Raw genomic sequence first — 18054 nt, 5'->3', positions numbered from 1 at the left:
CCTTGGATATCGTATCACTTCTCCCGCAGTTTGGCGGCTTTCTCTATGTTGTGGCCAGTTTCGTGGTGGCGCTGTCGGTGATCGTGGCGGTGCATGAATACGGCCACTACATCGTTGGCCGCTGGTCGGGCATCCATGCGGAGGTCTTCTCGCTTGGCTTCGGGCCGGTGCTGTGGAGCCGGGTCGACAAACGCGGTACCCGCTGGCAGATCGCACTCTTGCCCTTTGGGGGCTACGTGAAATTCCTGGGCGATGCGGATGCGGCTTCGGGGAAGGACACCGCCGCGATGGCCGCGGCGGCGGAGGATCCCGCGCACCTGCGTCAGACCATGCATGGGGCTCCGCTATGGGCGCGCGCCGGAACTGTCGCTGCGGGCCCAGTGTTCAATTTCGTGATGTCCGTGGTGATCTTCTCGGCTCTGGCGATGACTGCGGGAACGGTCCGCGATCCGCTGACCATCGGGAAGCTGGTAAAGCTGCCCGGGATTGAGAACGGGCTGCGCGAAGGCGACGAGTTGATCGCCATCGAAGGGGTCGAAATCCCCTCCGACAGCGCCAGCATGTCCTGGAACGCCTTCCGCGAACAGCTGCCCGCCGTGCAGCCGATGTCCTATGAGGTGCGCCGCGACGGCAAGCTCATGACGGTTGAGGGGCCGTTCCTGTCGCCGCCCCATGTTCTGGCCGTGGCGCCGCGCAGTGCGGCCTCTGATGCCGGGCTGGAACCGGGGGATGTGATCACGGCAGTGGATGATGCGCCGATTTTCTCCTTTGACCAGTTGAAGGTTGCGGTGGAGCAGGCCGATGGTCGCGCGCTGTCGCTTGATGTGTGGCGGTCGGGCCAGCAGCTGGAACTGACGCTGGCACCGCGCCGTACCGATGAACCCCAGGCCGATGGCAGCTTTGCAAGCCGCTGGCGGATCGGTGTGGTTGGCGGCCAGGCCTTTGAACCGGCGACCGAGGTTGCCGGGCTGGCAGAGTCCCTTGGGGCCGGTGTGTCGCAGGTCTGGTCGGTGATCGACATGTCGATCTCGGGTCTGACCCATATGATCACCGGGGCGATCAGCACCTGTAACCTGTCCGGACCGATCGGCATTGCGGAAACCTCGGGGGCGATGGCCAGCCAGGGCGCCGAGAGCTTCATCCGCTTCATCGCGGTGTTGTCAACCGCCGTGGGGCTGCTGAACCTGTTTCCCGTGCCTGCGCTGGATGGCGGTCATCTGGTGTTCTACGCCTATGAGGCCGTATCGGGGCGCCCGCCGAGCGATGCGGTGATGCGGATCCTGATGACGGTTGGCATTGCTGTGATTCTGTCCCTGATGCTGTTTGCCCTGGGTAATGATATCTTCTGTTAAGTTTTAGCTAATCGGTTTGGCGGAGCTGTGGCGCTGCCAAACTGTTGCCGCATTCCCGGGTTAACTCTTTCGCAATACGGGACGTCAGCGCTGCTGACAGGAGTGGAAAGGGAAACCCAATGCACGGCATTCTGACAATGGACCATGGTCTGGGTCTTCTGATGCGGTTGAACTGGGACCGACTGTTGTCGGTGGTGGCGATCTTCCTGGCGCTGACTGTCGGAGCCTGGCTCGGCTCCCTGTGAGGAAGCCGCCTGTTCGGCATTTCAATTCCGGCTCGGTGTTCCATTTCCGGCTGTATCACGGCCAATGGCAAGTGGGGCTTGCCAGAATGACCTCTGACTTTCCTTACCTTTTGGCCGGTTCACGCCTCAGGATGCTTTCTACGTTTTGACAATGGCCTGCAAACCCGATACGCACGATTGAAAGCTGCTTATAAAAATCGGGTTAAGACTGATGGTTCGGGGGAAAGTCGCAGGCACATCCTGCGGTGTGCGCACAAAGCGCACCAATATACTGTATAGAAGCGTTTCTGCAGCCGTTCTGGCTGTTGCCGTCGGGTTTGCCCTGACACCCACCTTTGCTGCGGCTCAGAGCTATCGGTTCAATGCCGTCCAGGTGGAGGGAAATCAGCGCATTCAAACCGACACGATTGTGGCCTATGCCGGGCTGGAGCGCGGCAAGGCCGTGAGCGCCGGGCAGTTGAACGATGCCTATCAGCGCATTCTGGCCAGCGGCGTGTTCGAGTCGGTGGATCTGGTGCCGCGCGGCAATACCCTGGTCATCAAGGTCACGGAATTCCCGACCATCAGCCGGATCAGTTTCGAGGGCAACCGCCGGATCAAGGATGAGCAGCTGGAAGAGCTGATCGAATCCGCGCCGCGTCGGGTCTTCAGTGCTGCTCAGGCAGAGGCCGATGCGGAAGTGATTGCCGCCGCCTATGGCGCCCAGGGTCGTCTGGCCTCTCGGGTGACGCCCCGGATCATCCGCCGCAGCGACAACCGTGTCGATCTGGTATTCGAGATTACAGAAGGCGATACCATCGAGGTGGAGCGGGTCTCCTTTGTTGGCAACAAGGTCTATTCGGATCGCCGCCTGCGTCGGGTTCTCGAGACCAAGCAGGCGGGGCTGCTGCGCACCTTCATCAACAAGGATACATTGATTGAGGACCGCCTTCAGTTCGACCGCCAGGTGCTGCGTGATTTCTACCTGTCCCGTGGATATGTGGATTTCAACATCAACAGCACCAATGCCGAAGTGACCCAGGAACGGGATGCTGTCTATCTGGTGGTGGATATCACCGAGGGCCAGCAGTTCCGGTTCGGGAACATCACGGTCACCAGCGAGATTGCCGAAGCGGATCCGGATCTGTATTTCTCGGTCCTCAAGATCAAGCCAGGGGTGATCTATTCGCCGTTGCATATGGAGCGTGCGATCGAGAAGATGGAAACACTGGCAACGCGCCAAGGGGTGGATTTCCTTAGGGTCGAGCCGCGGATTTCCCGCAACGACCGCGACCTGACGCTGGACGTCGAATTTGCCCTGGTGCGCGGTCCGCGTGTCTTTGTCGAACGGATCGACATCGAAGGCAACACCACGACCCTGGACCGTGTGATCCGGAAAATGTTCCGCGCCGTCGAAGGCGATCCGTTCAACCCTCGGGAAATCCGGGAATCGGCGGAACGGATCAAGGCCCTGGGCTTCTTCGCGCAAACCGATGTGGACGTGCGCGAAGGCAGCTCGGACAGCCAGGTGATTGTGGACGTCAACGTCGAGGAAAAACCGACGGGTTCATTGAGCCTGGGCGGCGCCTATTCGGTCAACGACGGCTTTGGTGTTAACATCGGGCTGACGGAAAACAACTTCCTCGGCCGCGGTCAACGCCTGTCCTTCTCGATCGCCACTGCACAGGAATCCGAGGAATATGTGCTTGGCTTCACCGAGCCGCACCTGCTGGGGCGTGATCTCAAGTTCGATCTGGATCTGGGTCTCTCCGAGACGGATTCGAGCTATGCCGAATACGATACCTCGCGCAAGTTCTTCCGCCCGGCGCTGACGTTCAATCTCAATGAAAACACCTCCTTCCAGATGCGCTATGAATGGGCGGCAAGCGAAATGGTCGGGCGGGCTGATGCGACCTATACCGGCGGCACCTATCCCGTGGCCGGGCCGATGGTGCGCAGCGAAATCAACCAGGGCGAAAAGAGCACGAGCCTGATCGGCTTTACCTATACCTACGACAGCCGACTGACCGGCCTTGATCCCAACAAGGGGTTCGTGGTCCAGACCGGCATCGATTACGCGGGGCTGGGGGGAGACAGCGAGTTCATCAGAACCTCGGCCAAGATCGTCGCGCAAAGGAAGATCCTGAACGAAGAGGTGACCCTGCGGGCCACTTTTGAAACCGGGGCGTTGAACTGGCTGGGCAATGACGACAGCCGCTCGATTGACCGCTTTGTCCTGGCACCCAGCATCATGCGTGGTTTTGAGCCTGGCGGGATCGGACCTCGGGATAGATCGCCGCGCGCCGATGGCGGGACCTATGACGATTTCCTGGGCGGCAACCTCTATGCGGTGGCGCGGTTCGATGCCGAATTCCCACTTGGCCTTCCCGAGGAGCTCGGCCTGCGTGGCGGGATCTTCTATGATGTTGGTAACCTCTGGGGACTGCAGGATTCGAATACGGCGGCCAGTGCGGGCAGCATCGTGGGGCAGAACGGCTCCTGGCGTCACGTTGTTGGCCTGTCGATCCTTTGGACCACGGCCTTTGGGCCGCTGCGGTTCAATTTCTCCAATGCCATCAAGAAAGAAGACTTTGACGAAGAGCAGAGCTTCGACCTCACACTGCAGGCACGGTTCTGATCTGTTGGGCTGGGTGACAGTCCGGCGGATCTGTGCCTGGGCGTTGGCCGAAAGGTCGGCGCCCTTTGCTATGTCGCAAGGGCGCTATCGCCGGGTGGCGGCCATGGCGCTTGCGATCAGTGCTTGCGTGTTGGTCCTCGATCCGGGCCAGGCCCAGGCGCAAGGCACAGCGGCCAATCGCAGCCTGGGCATCACCATGGGGCAGGAGCTGGACATCGGTGTGCCGCTCAGTGGCATCCTCACCATCCAGCCGGACCGGTTGTTCTCAGAAAGCGCCTTTGGTCAACGCATCAATCGCGAGCTGGAGGCAGAGGGCGCGGTGCTCACTGCCGAGAACAGGCGGGTGGAGGCCGAACTCAGGGCCGAGGAGCTGGAGCTCACCGAGCGCAGGCCGTCGATGGAGCCGGAGGCGTTCCGCGCCCTGGCCGATGCCTTTGATCAAAAGGTTCAGGAAACCCGCCGCACTCAGGTGCAAAAACTGCAGAAGATCAACCAGATGGGAGAAACGGCCCGGCGGGAGTTCTTCGTCGCCTCGCTGCCCATCCTGCAAGCTATCATGCGCGATAGCGGCGCCGGCGCCATTCTGGATCATTCCTCGGTCTTCCTGAGTTCCGAGGCCGCGGATGTGACGGAACTGGCGATCACGCGGATCGATGCGGTGCTGGGGGATGGCAGCGATATGGATCGCGAGACCACCGACCCCTGAGCGCAAGCGCATCGCAAACAGTCCTGCATGCTTGCCCAGACGGACCTGGCTTGATAGGGACGCAAAACGAAAACCAACGGGATACCCGCCATGAACGCCGATTTAAAAAGTGCCGATATTCACATGATCCAGCGGATCTTGCCGCACCGTTATCCGTTCCTTCTGGTGGATAAGGTGGTTGATATCGACGGCTATGCGTCGGCACGCGGGATCAAGAACGTGACCATGAACGAGCCGCATTTCCAGGGGCATTTCCCCGGTACTCCGATCATGCCCGGCGTGACCATCGTCGAAGCCATGGCGCAGACCGCCGGCGTGATGCTGGGCGTGGGCATGGATATGGTGGATACGGATCTGCTGATCTATTTCATGAACATCGACAAGTGCAAATTCCGTCGCAAGGTGGTGCCCGGTGACGTGCTGGAAATGAAGGTCGAAACCCTGCGCGGCAAGAAGGGCGGCAAGATCTTCAAATTCAAGGGGATTGCCTCGGTTGATGGGGAAACTGCCGCTGAGGCAGAGTTTTCCGCCATGGTCGATATTCAAAAGGATTGAGCCAGATGAGCCTGATCCATCCTTCCGCGGTGATCGAAGAGGGCGCCAAGATCGGCGAAGGCTGCGAGATCGGCCCCTTCTGCATCATTGGCGCGGGTGTGACACTTGCGGACCGGGTGGTGCTGAAGTCGCATGTGGTGGTCACCGGGGATACCGAGATCGGTGAAGACACCACCGTGTTTTCCTTCGCCGTGATCGGAGAAATCCCGCAGGATCTGAAATTCAAGGGCGAGAAAAGCCGCACCGTCATCGGGAAGCGTAACCGCATCCGTGAACATGTCACCGTGAATGCCGGCACCGAAGGCGGCGGCGGTGTGACCCGCATCGGCGATGACGGGCTGTTCATGGCGGGCTGTCACATCGCTCATGATGCGCAGGTCGGGGACCGTGTGATCGTGGTGAATTCGGCCGCCGTGGCCGGGCATTGCGTGCTTGAGGACGATGTGATCATCGGCGGTCTGTCCGGCATCCATCAATGGGTGCGGATCGGACGTGGCGCCATCATAGGCGCGGTGACCATGGTGACCAATGACGTCATTCCCTACGGTCTGGTACAGGCGCCGCGCGGCGAGCTGGACGGTCTGAACCTGGTCGGGCTCAAGCGTAAGGGCGTTGCGCGCTCTGACATCACCGCGCTGCGGGCCGCCTTTCAGATGCTGGCCCAGGGGGAAGGCACCTTTCAGGAACGCGCCCGGCGGCTGGGCGAGGAAACCGACAGCGCCTATGTGGAGGAGATCATCACCTTCATCAGCGGCGCAAGCGACCGTTCCTTCCTGACGCCCGGAGGATAAGTCCATGATCGCATTGATTGCCGGGCAGGGGGCGCTGCCTCTGGAACTCTGCAACCGTCTGGCAGAGCGTCCGCTGATCTGTGCCATGGCAGGCTCCGAACCCGATGCGCTGGATCCAGAAATCACCTTCCGGCTGGAACAGTTCGGCAGCTTCCTGGAGCGGCTGAAATCGGCCGGTGTGCAGGAGATCTGTCTGGCTGGTGCCGTGACACGGCCCTCAATCGACCCTAGCGCCATCGATGCGGCAACCCTTCCTATGGTGCCGGTGCTGCAGGGCGCGCTGACGGCGGGCGACGATGGCGCCCTGCGGGCGGTCATGCAGTTGATCGAGGCTTCGGGGTTCACCGTCCGCGCCGCCCATGAGGTGGCGCCGGATCTGCTGATGGCCCCGGGCGTGCCGACGCGGGTGCAGCCGGGCGAATTGGACAAGGCGGATGCCCTGCGCGGCGCAGAGATCGTCGCCGCCATGAGCGCTGCGGATATCGGCCAGGCCTGCGCGGTGCGCGCAGGGCAGGCCATCGCGGTCGAGACCCTCTTTGGCACCGACTGGATGCTGGAGACCTTGGCGCGTCGGCCCGACGGGCAGGGCGGCGTTCTGGTCAAGGCGCCGAAACTCGGCCAGGACCGGCGCGCGGATCTGCCCACCATCGGTCCGGAAACCGCGAGAAAGGCCGCCGCCGCGGGCCTTTCGGGCCTCGTGCTGGAGGCGGGCGGCGTGATCGTCCTGGATCAGGAGGCGGTGATCGAGACCTGCGACGCCTTGGGCCTGTTCCTGTGGCTGCGCGCGCCGGAATGAGCCTTCGGGTCTTCATCCTCGCCGGGGAACCCTCGGGGGACCGGCTGGGGGCCGCGCTGATGGCCGGTTTGAAGACCCTGGTCCCGGGTGTGTCCTTCGACGGGATCGGCGGCACCTTGATGGCAGAGCAGGGGCTCAGCTCCCGCTTTCCCATGAAGGAACTCTCGGTGATGGGGCTGGCAGAGGTGCTGCCGAAATATCGCCACCTGAAACGGCGTATCCGGGAAACGGCCGAGGCCGTTCTTGCGATGCAGCCCGATGTGCTGATCACCATCGACAGCCCGGATTTCTGCCTGCGCGTGGCAGGATTGGTGAAAGCGCAGAGCAACATCCGCACCGTCCATTATGTGGCGCCCTCGGTCTGGGCCTGGCGTCCGGGTCGGGCTGCGAAGATGGCGCGCTCTATCGATCACGTGCTGGCGCTGCTGCCATTCGAGCCTCCCTATATGGAGGCGGCAGGCATGCGGTGCGATTTCGTCGGCCATCCGGTGGTGGCGGAACCAAAAGCGACAGAGGCGGAGATCGCGGCGCTGCGGGCAGAGCTGGACCTTGGCGAGGCCCCGGTGATTCTGGCGCTGCCGGGATCGCGGCGATCCGAAGTGTCGCGGCTGGCGCCGGTCTTTGGCGAAGCACTGAAAGACTTTGTCGCCGCCCATCCTGCGTATCAGATCGTGGTGCCGACCGCGGGACCCGTTGCGGACTTGGTGCGAGAGCAGGTGGCGGATTGGCCCAAGGGCGTGCGCCTGCTCGATCCAACCGGTCTGGAACCGGCCAGGGCAGAGGCGCGCAAACGGGCGGCCTTTGCCATGGCGGATCTGGCGCTTGCGGCCTCTGGCACGGTTTCACTGGAACTGGCGGCGGCGCGTACGCCGATGGTCATCGCCTACAGGTTCCAGTGGCTCACCTGGCAGATTATGAAGCGCATGGCGCTGATCGACACGGTGACACTGGTCAACCTGGTCAGCGACAGCCGCGTGGTTCCCGAATGCCTCGGCCCGGATTGCACGCCTCACCGGATTGCCGGTGCCCTTTCGGATCTGTGCCGCAATCCCGAGGCGCAGGCCGCCGCCATGGCGCTCACCATGGAGCGCTTGGGCGAGGGGGGCGAAGCGCCCGGCCTCAGGGCGGCGCGGGCAGTCTTGGCGGGGCTTCAGTAGCCGCGCCAGATCCAGCCGCCGCCGAAGATCCGGCTGCTTTCGGTATCATAGAACACGCAGGCCTGGCCGGGAGAGACGCCTTCTTCCGGGGTCAGCAGCTCGACCTCGGCGGTGGTGTCCGACAGGGGGCGGATGATCGCCTCGCGCGGGGGGCGGGTGGAGCGCACCTTGACCGCCACATGCCATTCCTTTTGGCTGGTGAAGGGTTCGTCTCCCAGCCAGTTGATTTCCCGCACGGGAATGATGCGGGTGGCCAGCATCTCCTTGGGACCGACAACCACCTGTTTCTTGTCAACATCCAGCCGCACCACATAGAGGGGCTCGCTGAGACCGCCGATGCCCAGGCCCCGGCGTTGCCCGATGGTATAATGGATTACGCCGGTATGCTGGCCCAGGACCCGCCCGTCCGCATGAACGATCTCTCCGGGGTCAGCGGCACCGGGGCGCAGTTTCTCGATCACGCTGGCATAGTTGCCATCGGGCACGAAACAGATGTCCTGGCTGTCGGGCTTGTCCGCCACCGCCAGACCGTATTCAGCCGCCATTTCGCGGGTGGCATCCTTCGAAGGCAGATGGCCCAGGGGAAAACGCAGGAAATCCAGCTGTTCCGGTGTTGTTGAGAAAAGGAAATAACTCTGGTCCCGGTTGGCGTCTTCGGCGCAGTGGAGTTCGGCGCCCTTGGGGCCCATCTTGCGCTGGATGTAATGACCGGTGGCCATGCAGTCGGCCTCCAGATCCTTGGCGGTTTCCAGAAGATCCTTGAACTTGACCCGTTCGTTGCAGCGGATGCAAGGCACCGGTGTCGCCCCGGCAAGGTAGCTGTCGGCGAACTCATCGATAACGGCATCCTTAAAAATGTTCTCATAATCCAGAACGTAATGAGGGAAGCCGCGCTCTTCGGCGACGCGCCGTGCGTCGTGGATATCGATCCCTGCGCAGCAGGCGCCCTTTTTCGCAAGTGCCGCACCATGGTCGTAAAGCTGCAGCGTCACGCCGACCACATCATAGCCCTGATCGGCCAGATATGCTGCCACAACAGAGCTATCCACGCCGCCGGACATGGCAACCACCACTCGCGTTTCCGAGGGCGGTTTGGCAAAGCCAAGCGAATTCAGCGGTGCGTCATTGTCCAGCGCCATGGGGCGACTCCTTGGATCAAGGGAAAGGCGTTGCAGAATATAGGAAAATCCTAACGATCCTCAAGGGCGTGGTTCACGTGCCGTTAAGGACAATCGGCCAAACCTGCTTGGGCACCTAAATACGCAAATCCGCACAAGGATAAAGTGATGTTCTTGAAGAAAGTTGATGGACCCCGCGCCGTGACATTGCCGGATGGCACCATCATGACACGGGCGGATCTTCCGCCGAAGACCACCAAGCGTTGGGTCGCCTCGCGCAAGGCTTCGGTGGTCAGGGGGGTTCTCTATGGATTGCTTCCCCAGAACGAGGCGCTGAGTCTATATAGTCTGAGCGAAGAAGAGTTCCGCAGTTGGGTTGCGGCGGTGGCCGATCATGGTGAAGAGGCGCTGAAAACTACCCAATTGAAGAAGTACCGTAAGCCTTAGTGTGCGTTAGTATCCAAAAGATACCCCTCCACCAATCACTCATCCTGTGGTAGTATGTGTTAACCAGGTTGCTTTGTAGTTGAGATTTAACGATTATGGTAACGGGCCATTAACTATTTTCCAGCAAGGTTAACGCGACCTGAGGGAAACAGGATACAGGCGGAGATAAAAAACATGCGCATTCTTCTTGTCGAAGATGATCCAACCACTGCGAAAAGCATTGAATTGATGCTCACCCATGCTAACCTGAACGTCTACACGACGGATCTGGGGGAAGAAGGCATCGATCTGGCCAAACTTTACGACTACGACCTGATCCTGCTGGATCTGGGTCTGCCGGATATGAATGGCCACGAAGTGCTGCGTCAGCTGCGCATGGCGCGCATCGAAACACCGATTCTGATCCTTTCCGGTGCCGATGACACCGACAACAAGATCAAGGGATTCGGCTTTGGCGCGGACGATTATCTGACCAAGCCCTTCCACCGCGAAGAGTTGGTGGCCCGGATTCATGCGATTATTCGCCGCTCCAAGGGGCATTCGCAATCGATCATCAAGACCGGCAAGATCTCGGTTAACCTGGATGCCAAGACGGTGGAGGTCGAAGGCAAGGCCGTGCATCTGACGGGCAAGGAATACCAGATGCTGGAACTTCTGAGCCTGCGCAAGGGCACCACCCTGACCAAGGAAATGTTCCTGAACCATCTTTATGGTGGCATGGATGAGCCCGAGCTGAAGATCATCGACGTGTTCATTTGCAAGCTGCGGAAGAAACTCAGCACTGCGACCGGCGGCGAGAACTACATCGAAACCGTCTGGGGCCGTGGCTATGTGCTGCGCGATCCGCAGGACGATCAGCTGGGCAATAGCGGCGAACAGCGCATGGCAGTTGGCGCATAACGCAGCCGAAAGTGCGACGTAGGATGAAACCCGCTTCGGCGGGTTTTTTCTATGCGCTGCAGCACCAAAAAGGCTGCGCGGATTACTGGACCTGCAGGCTGTTGCGCCCTATCACCTAGGACAAAGCACAATGGGGGCCGGTGTGACGCAAGACCAACAAGCCGCAGCAATGGACATCACCGAAGCCGAAGCACGGGCGGAGTTCCTGTCCTTGCAGGAAAAACTGCGCGCGGCCGATCTGGCCTATCATCAGGACGATTCGCCGGTGATTTCGGATGCGGAATATGATGCGTCGAAGCACAGGTATATTGCCTTGGTCGAGGCCTTTCCTGAGCTGCAAAAGGACGCGACCCAGCTCAATTCGGTGGGCGCGCCTGCGGCCTCGGGCTTTGGCAAGATAACCCATTCGATCCCGATGCTGTCGCTCGGCAATGCCTTCGAGGACGAAGACGTTGCGGATTTCGTGCGCAGTATCCGGAAATACCTGGGCCTTTCGCCGGATGCGCCGCTGTCCTTCACGGCGGAGCCTAAGATCGACGGGCTGTCGCTGTCGCTGCGCTATGAAGGCGGTCGTTTGGTGCAGGCGGCAACCCGGGGCGATGGCAGTGTCGGTGAAAACGTGACCGAAAACGCCCGTACCATCGCTGATATTCCCCAAGTCCTCGAAGGCGCGCCCGAGGTTTTAGAGGTGCGGGGCGAAGTCTACATGAGCCACGAGGCCTTTGCTGACTTGAATGCGCGACAGGCCGAAAGGGGCGGCAAGAGCTTTGCCAACCCGCGCAACGCCGCTGCCGGATCGCTGAGGCAACTGGATCCAGAGATCACACGGGCGCGGCCCTTGCAGTTCTTCGCCTATAGCTGGGGTGATCTATCTGCCCCTCTGGCAGAGATGCAAATTGACGCCATAAACAGACTGCGATCCTTAGGCTTTTCCACCAATCCCCTGACCCAGCTGTGTGAAACGGTCGAGGAGATGATCGCCCATTACCGGAGTATCGAGGCGCAGCGGGCAACGCTTGGCTATGATATCGACGGGGTCGTCTACAAGGTGAACGATCTTGCGCTGCAGGGGCGGCTGGGGTTCCGCTCCACCACGCCGCGATGGGCGATTGCCCATAAGTTTCCGGCAGAACTGGCCTGGACCCGGCTGGAGGCCATCGACATTCAGGTGGGGCGCACCGGGGCGCTCAGCCCGGTTGCGCGCCTCTCGCCGGTGACCGTGGGCGGGGTCGTGGTGTCCAATGCGACGCTGCATAACGAGGATTATATCGCCGGACGCGATTCCAAGGGTGCTGAAATCCGGGGCGGCAAGGACATCCGGGTCGGGGACTGGGTGCAGATCTATCGCGCCGGGGATGTGATCCCGAAAGTGGCCGATGTGGATCTCGGTAAACGTCCCGAAGACGCGGTGCCGTTTGAGTTTCCCCATGTCTGCCCGGAATGCGGCTCATCCGCGATCCGCGAAGAAGGCGATGCCGTGCGCCGATGTTCTGGTGGTTTGATCTGCCCCGCGCAGGCCGTTGAAAAGATGAAGCATTTCGTCTCTCGTAGCGCCTTTGACATCGAAGGGCTCGGCAACAAGCAGGTGGAACAATTCTACGGCGACAGCTGGATCAGGGAGCCTGCCGACATCTTCACCCTGCGTGAGCGGTTCGGCTCCGGCATGCAGCAATTGAAGAACCGCGAAGGCTGGGGAGAGAAATCGGCCAGCAACCTGTTCGATGCGATCGATGAAAAGCGCAATATCCCGCTGGCCAAGCTGATCTTTGCCTTGGGCATTCGTCATGTCGGTGAGGTGGCCGGTCGCGATCTGGCGCTGCACTATATGGGCTGGACCGCGTTGGTGGACGCGGCGGATGCGGCCCGTCCCGCCGCCTTGGCGCATCGGGCTGCCGATGAGGCAGAAGAGGCAGAGCGGATCGCAGCACAAGACGCGGGCCGCCGGGCCCGGATTTCGGAAACGCGGGCGGCGGCGATCACGGCCTGCGCGGTGCCGGCAGAGGCCCAATCTGCCTGGGATGATCTGGTTGGAACCGACGGTATCGGCCCCATCCTCGCGCTGTCGCTCTCCGATGCGCTGGCCAACGCGGAGGAACGGGCGGCGATTGACCGTCTGGTCGCGCATCTGTCCGTCATCGCCCCGGACGCCCCCGCCGCCGAAAGCCCGGTTTCTGGCAAAACGGTTGTCTTCACCGGAACCCTGGAAAAAATGACCCGGGCCGAGGCGAAGGCGCGGGCAGAGTCCTTAGGGGCCAAGGTCTCCGGCTCGGTCTCAAAGAAGACCGATATCCTGGTGGCAGGCCCCGGCGCCGGGTCCAAGGCGACGAAGGCCGCTGAACTGGGCATCAAGGTCTTGGACGAGGATAGCTGGCTGGAGTTGATCGAACAGTCATGAGCGGGCGCCCCGAGATCCTGTTTCCCCTGTTTGGTGCGCTGGATACGCTGCCGGGGATCGGTCCCAAGACCGCGCAGCATCTGGCGCAACTGGATGTGGAGACTCCGCGTGACCTGTTGTTTTCACTGCCATATTCCGTGCAGGACAGGCGCAGGCGTGACACCATCCAGGGGCTGGATCTGCCATCGGTTGCCACGGTTGAAGTCACCATCGGTAGCCATCGCCCGGCACGCAACAAGGGCGGGGCCTATCGGATCACGGTGCGCGATGCCCAGACGGATTTCCAGCTGGTCTTCTTTCATGGCCGCAGCCGCTACCTGACCGCGCAATGCCCCGAAGGGGCGCGGCGGCTGGTGTCGGGCAAGCTGGAACTGTTCGACGGCATCGCGCAGATGGTGCATCCCGATCATATTCTGCCGCTGGACGAGGCTGCGGATATCCCCGATTTCGAACCGGTCTACCATCTGACCCATGGGGTGACCCAGAAGACCATGTTCAAGGCCGCGCGCGGTGCCCTGAAACTGCTGACGGATCTGCCGGAATGGATCGATCCGGGTCAGGTCGCCAAAGAAGACTGGCCTGGCTGGAAACAGGCAATGAACCAGGCTCATGAACCCAAGGGGCTGGAGGATCTGGCCGCCGATGCGCCCGCGCGGGCGCGGTTGGCCTATGACGAGCTCTTTGCCCATCAGTTGACGCTGGCCCTGGCGCGGCAGTCGGAACGCAAATCGCGCGGCATCCAGAGTCGGGCTACCGGAAAGCTGCAATCGCGGGTTCTTGCCGCCTTGCCCTATCGGCCCACGGGGGCGCAGCAGCGCGCGATCGAGGAAATCACCGCCGACATGGCATCCGACCAGCGGATGAACCGCCTGCTTCAGGGCGACGTTGGCGCGGGCAAGACTCTTGTCGGGCTGATGGCGCTGTTGGTCGCGGTAGAGGCAGGCGGGCAGGGGGTTATGATGGCGCCCACCAGCATCCTGGCCCAGCAGCACTATGAAGGGCTGCGCCCCTTGGCCGATGAGGCGGGCGTGGTCCTGGAACTGCTGACCGGCCGCGACAAGGGGGCAGAGCGCAAGGCCAAGCTTGCTGCCCTGGAACGTGGCGATATCCAGATCCTGGTCGGCACCCATGCGGTGTTCCAACAGGACGTTCATTTTGCAGATTTACGCCTAGCAATTATCGATGAGCAGCATCGGTTTGGCGTTCGTCAACGTATGGAACTGGCCGAAAAAGGGATCGGCGCCGATGTTCTGGTGATGACCGCGACCCCGATCCCGCGCTCACTGGCATTGGCCCAATATGGCGATATGGATGTCTCGGTGCTGGACGAGAAACCGCCGGGGCGCAAACCGGTGAAAACGGCGGTGATCAGCACCGAACGCATGGAGGAGGTGGTCAGCCACCTGCGTCACGCGATTGACGAGGGGCGGCAATGCTACTGGGTCTGCCCCTTGGTGGGCGAATCCGAGGTAATGGACCTGACCGCCGCCGAGGAACGCTTCAAACACTTGCGCGCGGTGCTGGGTGAGGGCGTGGTCGGCCTGGTGCATGGCCAGATGCCTCCGGCAGAGAAGGACGCCGCCATGGCCGCCTTCCAGAGTGGCGAGACCAAGGTTCTGGTGGCGACCACGGTGATCGAGGTCGGCGTGAACGTTCCCAATGCCACGATCATGGTGATCGAGCGGGCCGAGATCTTTGGCCTGGCGCAACTGCATCAGCTGCGCGGGCGGGTGGGGCGTGGCAGTGCCCAATCCACCTGCCTTTTGATGTATCAACCGCCTTTGAGTGATGGCGGACGGCGGCGATTGGAGGTCCTGCGGGAATCCGAAGATGGCTTTTGCATTGCCGAAACCGATCTGCAGATGCGCGGGGCCGGGGATATGATCGGCACCGCCCAATCCGGCCTGCCACGGTTCAGAATCGCTGATCTAGAGCGCCAGGCCCCGTTGATGGCTGTCGCGCAAAGCGATGCTCGGGCCTTGCTTGCCCAGGATCCCGGCCTGACCGGCGCCCGTGGACGTGCAGCGCGCGTGCTCTTGTGGCTGATGAAGCAGGATCAGGCATTCCGATTGATTTCAGTGGGTTAGCGCCCGATCTGAACAGTGGGAACGTCTTTTGTTCTCAAAAGTTCGCAAATGTTCTCAAAAAGTTCTTTACCTGTCGTCTCGTGTGTGAGAACAAAGTGGCAACAAGAGGGCGCAACAGCGTCTCACCCCAGACAGAGCCGGAGGAATGACCATGATCGCACAGTTGAAAACAACGCTGCAAAACGCGCAATCGACCCTTTTGCAAGATGCCATTGGTGTTGGTGCGCTGGCTGTGATGCTGGTGGCCGCGCTGCACCTGCCTGGTCTGCTTTGATCTGAGCCCCGAGAATTTCCTGCCTGAGCTGTTCATGGGGCCGCGCTTGCATCCTGTCCCGTATTGATGAGGGAGCACCTGCCTGTATCGCTACCCTTCCGGCGCATCCCGATTGCCGGAAAGCGCGTCCCACCCCCGCATGAAGAGCTTTTCTGCCGCCGCCATCTGCCCGGATGTGCGGCGGTTTTTTTGCGTGCCTCTGGGGGCGAGGTGTGGGGGCGGGGCAATGCCACTTGCGGAAAGGATTGTGCCGATCAGATGGTAAAGGCCATTCGCAAGCCGCCCCAGTGGCGCCCCTTCACGGTGATGGGGGAGGAGAGATCCTTCATCATGACAAACTCGCCACCGCCCATGTCGCGGCGATAGACCTGCATCAGGAAGGGGCCGGTGTTGCGTCCGGCCTTCAGGCCGACGCGGTCGTCAAAGATCCGGCGATTGCGGCAATTGCCCATGTTCCACTCCGGATCGGGCCCTTGCGGATGAGAGAACTTCTTGTTGTGGGTTGGCAGATAGCCATTGTTGTCAACCGCCGCCGAGAAGACCACCCGTGGATCGAGATCGAGCGCGGACTCCAAAAGGGGGGGCAACAGGCTGTCGGTCAGCTGCGTGAAACGGCTCATCACCTGTTGCGGGTTGGTGTTCGGGATCGGAACATAGGTGCGGTCAAACAGATCCGCCTCGGTAATACGTCCGCTTTCCAGAGCTTTTTCGAACAGCGTGCTAATGTTTGCAGCCATGTCGGTCACAAAGGTAATGAACTTCTTGTCGGTCGATTGACCGCCTGCGGCGATTGTGCCCTGCACCAGACGTTCAGAGGAAACCACCAGCTTTTCAATGCGTTCATGGGCGTTTTGAATGCCGCCTGTGGTTTCCTGAACCGAGACTTTGATCCGGTTGATATTGGGAAAGCAGGCCTCCATGGCATCACGGACGGTGGTGGCATCACCTAGGATGCGGCCTGTCTCGCTGTTCACGTGCTGGGCGTCTTTCTCAATGCTGGCCAGGGAGGCATCGGTGTCGCGGGCCTGATCCAGAATTGCGCTGGCAGATTTGGAAATGGTCTCCGTCTCTTTGTCCAGGGATTTGATCCAGGCGTAGAGGGCCTCGATGTTCTTGCTGATCTCGCTGGCCGCAACGGTGGTCCGCTTGGACAGATCGTTGATCGCCTCGGCGACGACGGCAAAGCCGCGCCCGGCATCACCCGCGCGCCCGGCCTCGATTTTCGCATTGATCGCCAGGATATTCACCTGGGCCGCGATGGCGGTGATCTTTTCGTTGTCCTTGCGCATCGCGTCGACCGTATCGGCGACGGCCTCGGTTCTGCTGTTGAGGTCCTGGACCCATTCGGCAACTTCCTGACCGCGGCCACTGCTTTCGCGCACCAGGGTGACAGAGTTCCGGACCGAATCCAGCGTTTGCTGGGCGGAAACCGTAACCGCGCCGACCGTGTCCATCACCTGAGCGTTGGCTTTGACAACCCGTTCCGCGCCCAAATCCAGTTGTTGCAAATCGTCAAGCTGGGCTTTGGATTTGCTTTCGATGGAATCCATAAATCCTGCAATATCAACGATTTCAAAGCCAAGTTGGGATGAAATCTCGGCAAGTTCGTTTAGATTGCTGTCGATTTTGGAGGTGGATTCTTGGGCGCAATGGGGCTGCTGCATTGGAACTCCGGGTACTCGCTACAGAATCCGAATACGCCGCACACAGTGAATTTTCCGTTAAGCGCAGCTTTCCTCGCTTTGCTGTTGCAGGGCTTCGAGGGTGGCATCCAGGGCCAGCATGATCGAGGCGTGGCGGTTCTTGAACTCACGCGCCGGGATCAGGACTTCCAACTCCTCAAAGGGGGCATCGGGGGTGGGGCCGCCTTCGGTCAGCATGGATTTGAGCTGGTCGCGGGCGGTCTTGATCGTCTCCAGGGAACAGCCAATGACGTGTTCCCCCACCACCGCAGCAGCGGCCTGACCCAGAGCGCAGGCTTTGACGTCCTGACCGAAGTCGGTGATCTTCCCATCCTCTACCTTCAGATCCACGGTCACCGTCGACCCACACAGGGGAGATCGCTTTTTCACGCTCACATCGGGGGTGTCCAGCCGGTCCAGATGCGGGATATCGGCGGCCAGGGCCAGGATCCTGGAGGAGTAGAGCTTGATCAGATCGGTTTCGCTGGACATGCGGGCCTCGGGCTTTCCCTTTGCTGGACTTCCTCATACATAGGGAGCGAACACCCAGATGCAAAAGGTTTTTGCCATGACTTTCGATCCTCAGACCCTGCGTTACGATGCCAACGGGCTCATTCCCTGCATCGCCCAGGACCATGACGGCGGCGAGGTTCTGATGATGGCCTGGATGAATGCGGAAAGCGTGGCGCGCACGCTGGAGACGGGCAAGGTCACCTATTGGTCCCGCTCGCGGCAGTCGTTCTGGGTCAAGGGCGAAAGCTCGGGCCATGTGCAGGAATTGGTGGATCTGCGGCTGGATTGCGACCGGGATTGCCTTTTGGCCGTGGTGCGCCAGACAGGTCCGGCCTGTCACACCAACCGCCGCAGCTGCTTCTATACCGCTGTGCGTGAAGGCGAAGAAGTGGAACTGATGAAACCCATGGTTTGAGGGG

At 61.1% G+C, this 18054-nt stretch carries 17 protein-coding genes; 14 read left to right on the top strand and 3 right to left on the bottom strand.

Annotated features, from left to right (window positions below; translation table 11 throughout):
• The first annotated feature begins 2 nt into the window (after positions 1-2).
• The 8 genes from rseP (at position 3) to lpxB (ending at position 8219) form a co-directional block, all read left to right on the top strand.
• The gene (rseP, locus tag PXK01_RS10615) at positions 3-1352 is read left to right on the top strand and encodes an RIP metalloprotease RseP (protein WP_274859976.1); all 1350 of its coding nucleotides are present in this window, start codon (positions 3-5) and stop codon (positions 1350-1352) included.
• 119 nt (positions 1353-1471) lie between these two features.
• Positions 1472-1597 carry a hypothetical protein gene (locus PXK01_RS10610; RefSeq protein ID WP_274846296.1) on the top strand — a complete coding sequence of 42 codons (126 nt, stop codon included), beginning with the start codon at positions 1472-1474 and terminating at the stop codon, positions 1595-1597.
• A gap of 211 nt (positions 1598-1808) precedes the next feature.
• Positions 1809-4214, top strand: coding sequence for an outer membrane protein assembly factor BamA (gene bamA, locus PXK01_RS10605; RefSeq protein WP_274859974.1), 2406 nt, complete (start codon positions 1809-1811; stop codon positions 4212-4214).
• Between the two features lie 70 nt (positions 4215-4284).
• Entirely contained in the window at positions 4285-4920 is a 636-nt protein-coding gene (locus PXK01_RS10600; RefSeq protein ID WP_446728442.1) for an OmpH family outer membrane protein, read from the top strand.
• A gap of 90 nt (positions 4921-5010) precedes the next feature.
• The gene (gene fabZ / locus PXK01_RS10595; RefSeq protein ID WP_274859972.1) at positions 5011-5475 is read left to right on the top strand and encodes a 3-hydroxyacyl-ACP dehydratase FabZ; all 465 of its coding nucleotides are present in this window, start codon (positions 5011-5013) and stop codon (positions 5473-5475) included.
• Between the two features lie 5 nt (positions 5476-5480).
• A complete protein-coding gene (gene lpxA / locus PXK01_RS10590) occupies positions 5481-6266 on the top strand; it encodes an acyl-ACP--UDP-N-acetylglucosamine O-acyltransferase (RefSeq protein WP_274846292.1) in 786 nt (261 codons plus the stop codon).
• Positions 6267-6270: 4 nt separating this feature from the next.
• Complete coding sequence (locus PXK01_RS10585) at positions 6271-7062, top strand: LpxI family protein (protein ID WP_274846291.1); 792 nt, start codon at positions 6271-6273, stop codon at positions 7060-7062.
• Positions 7059-8219 (top strand): lipid-A-disaccharide synthase, encoded by a 1161-nt coding sequence (gene lpxB, locus PXK01_RS10580; RefSeq protein WP_274846290.1) that lies wholly within the window; start codon positions 7059-7061, stop codon positions 8217-8219. Before PXK01_RS10585 ends, lpxB begins: the two co-directional genes overlap by 4 nt.
• Here the strand turns inward: lpxB and mnmA are convergent.
• Positions 8213-9358 carry a tRNA 2-thiouridine(34) synthase MnmA gene (mnmA, locus tag PXK01_RS10575; RefSeq protein ID WP_274846289.1) on the bottom strand — a complete coding sequence of 382 codons (1146 nt, stop codon included), beginning with the start codon at positions 9356-9358 and terminating at the stop codon, positions 8213-8215. The genes lpxB and mnmA overlap by 7 nt on opposite strands.
• Before the next feature lie 147 nt (positions 9359-9505).
• On the opposite strand from mnmA, the gene sciP reads away from it, so the two are divergent.
• The 5 genes from sciP to PXK01_RS10550 all read left to right on the top strand — a co-directional run bounded on the left by sciP (position 9506) and on the right by PXK01_RS10550 (position 15440).
• On the top strand, positions 9506-9784 hold the full coding sequence (sciP, locus tag PXK01_RS10570) for a CtrA inhibitor SciP (protein WP_274846288.1): 279 nt from the start codon (positions 9506-9508) through the stop codon (positions 9782-9784).
• 174 nt (positions 9785-9958) lie between these two features.
• Positions 9959-10684 (top strand): response regulator transcription factor CtrA, encoded by a 726-nt coding sequence (gene ctrA / locus PXK01_RS10565; RefSeq protein ID WP_274846287.1) that lies wholly within the window; start codon positions 9959-9961, stop codon positions 10682-10684.
• Positions 10685-10853: 169 nt separating this feature from the next.
• Positions 10854-13079, top strand: a complete 2226-nt coding sequence (gene ligA / locus PXK01_RS10560; RefSeq protein ID WP_274860037.1) for an NAD-dependent DNA ligase LigA — start codon at positions 10854-10856, stop codon at positions 13077-13079.
• A complete protein-coding gene (gene recG, locus PXK01_RS10555) occupies positions 13076-15166 on the top strand; it encodes an ATP-dependent DNA helicase RecG (RefSeq protein ID WP_274859970.1) in 2091 nt (696 codons plus the stop codon). Before ligA ends, recG begins: the two co-directional genes overlap by 4 nt.
• 145 nt (positions 15167-15311) lie before the next feature.
• Complete coding sequence (locus PXK01_RS10550) at positions 15312-15440, top strand: hypothetical protein (RefSeq protein ID WP_274846448.1); 129 nt, start codon at positions 15312-15314, stop codon at positions 15438-15440.
• A 254-nt stretch (positions 15441-15694) separates the two neighbouring features.
• Here the strand turns inward: PXK01_RS10550 and PXK01_RS10545 are convergent, their stop codons facing one another.
• Together PXK01_RS10545 and PXK01_RS10540 are read right to left on the bottom strand one after the other, a co-directional pair.
• Entirely contained in the window at positions 15695-16990 is a 1296-nt protein-coding gene (locus PXK01_RS10545; protein WP_274846285.1) for a methyl-accepting chemotaxis protein, read from the bottom strand.
• Positions 16991-17161: 171 nt separating this feature from the next.
• The gene (locus PXK01_RS10540) at positions 17162-17614 is read right to left on the bottom strand and encodes an iron-sulfur cluster assembly scaffold protein (protein WP_274846284.1); all 453 of its coding nucleotides are present in this window, start codon (positions 17612-17614) and stop codon (positions 17162-17164) included.
• A gap of 58 nt (positions 17615-17672) precedes the next feature.
• Between PXK01_RS10540 and hisI the strand changes: the two genes are divergently transcribed.
• A complete protein-coding gene (gene hisI, locus PXK01_RS10535; protein WP_274846283.1) occupies positions 17673-18050 on the top strand; it encodes a phosphoribosyl-AMP cyclohydrolase in 378 nt (125 codons plus the stop codon).
• The last annotated feature ends 4 nt before the right edge of the window (positions 18051-18054 follow it).

It is taken from the genome of Phaeobacter sp. PT47_59 (genome assembly GCF_028890025.1).
Lineage (GTDB): Bacteria > Pseudomonadota > Alphaproteobacteria > Rhodobacterales > Rhodobacteraceae > Phycobacter.
Note: the sequence above shows the minus strand (reverse complement) of the source record. Positions and strands in the feature narration are given on the sequence as shown.